Origin of the sequence: Testudinibacter sp. 'clade 2' (assembly GCF_006227735.1) — a bacterium.
GTDB lineage: Bacteria > Pseudomonadota > Gammaproteobacteria > Enterobacterales > Pasteurellaceae > Chelonobacter.
In genome coordinates this window covers 1-671 of record NZ_VDHB01000163.1, presented here as the reverse complement: position 1 = coordinate 671, position 671 = coordinate 1, and the positions used below count along the sequence as shown (strand labels likewise).

At 56.0% G+C, this 671-nt stretch carries 1 protein-coding gene; it reads right to left on the bottom strand.

Annotated features, from left to right (window positions below):
- Positions 1-671, bottom strand: a 671-nt coding sequence (locus FHQ30_RS11565; RefSeq protein WP_500692265.1) for an Ig-like domain-containing protein, incomplete at both ends; no start/stop codon positions are given.

The following is a 671-nucleotide window of genomic DNA, read 5'->3' as shown; positions in this document are numbered from 1 at the left end:
CCGCACTTGCATTGGTTGCGTTGATGGTATCAGCTACATCCACGGTCAAGGTCGGTAACACTGTGTCAACTACCACATTGGCTGTGGCTTGCGTTGCCGGGTTGCCTGCTTTGTCGCTGACATTGGCGGTCACGGCTTGCTCACCTTGCGTTAACGCAGCAACATCCGCCGCCGGTACAGTGGCTGTCCATGTGCCGTTGTCTTTCACAACAGCCGTGTACTCTTTACCGTTCAGGGTCACGGTCACCGTTTGTCCCGCTTCAGCCGTAGTGGTACCGCTGATGGCAACATCCCCTTTCGCTTCTGCTGCATTGATGTAACCCTCAGAAATCGGATCAATGCTCAGCGTTGGGGCGCTGCTATCTTTGCTATTCGCCGTTGTATCTGTCGCATCAGCCGGGGCATTACCTGCCGCATCCGTCGCAGTGCTGCTGGCGGTGGCGGTAATCGCACCGTCTTTCAAGCCACTGGCATCAACCGTCGTTGCGTATTTGCCGTCGGTTACGGTGGCTGTCACAGTGACCGTGTTGCCTTCGGCATCGGTCAAGGTGATTTTCACTTCGCTGCCGTTTGGCAAATCGCTGGCTCCGCTTACCGGCACCGCACTTGCATTGGTTGCGTTGATGGTATCAGCTACATCCACGGTCAAGGCCGGTAACACTGTGTCAACT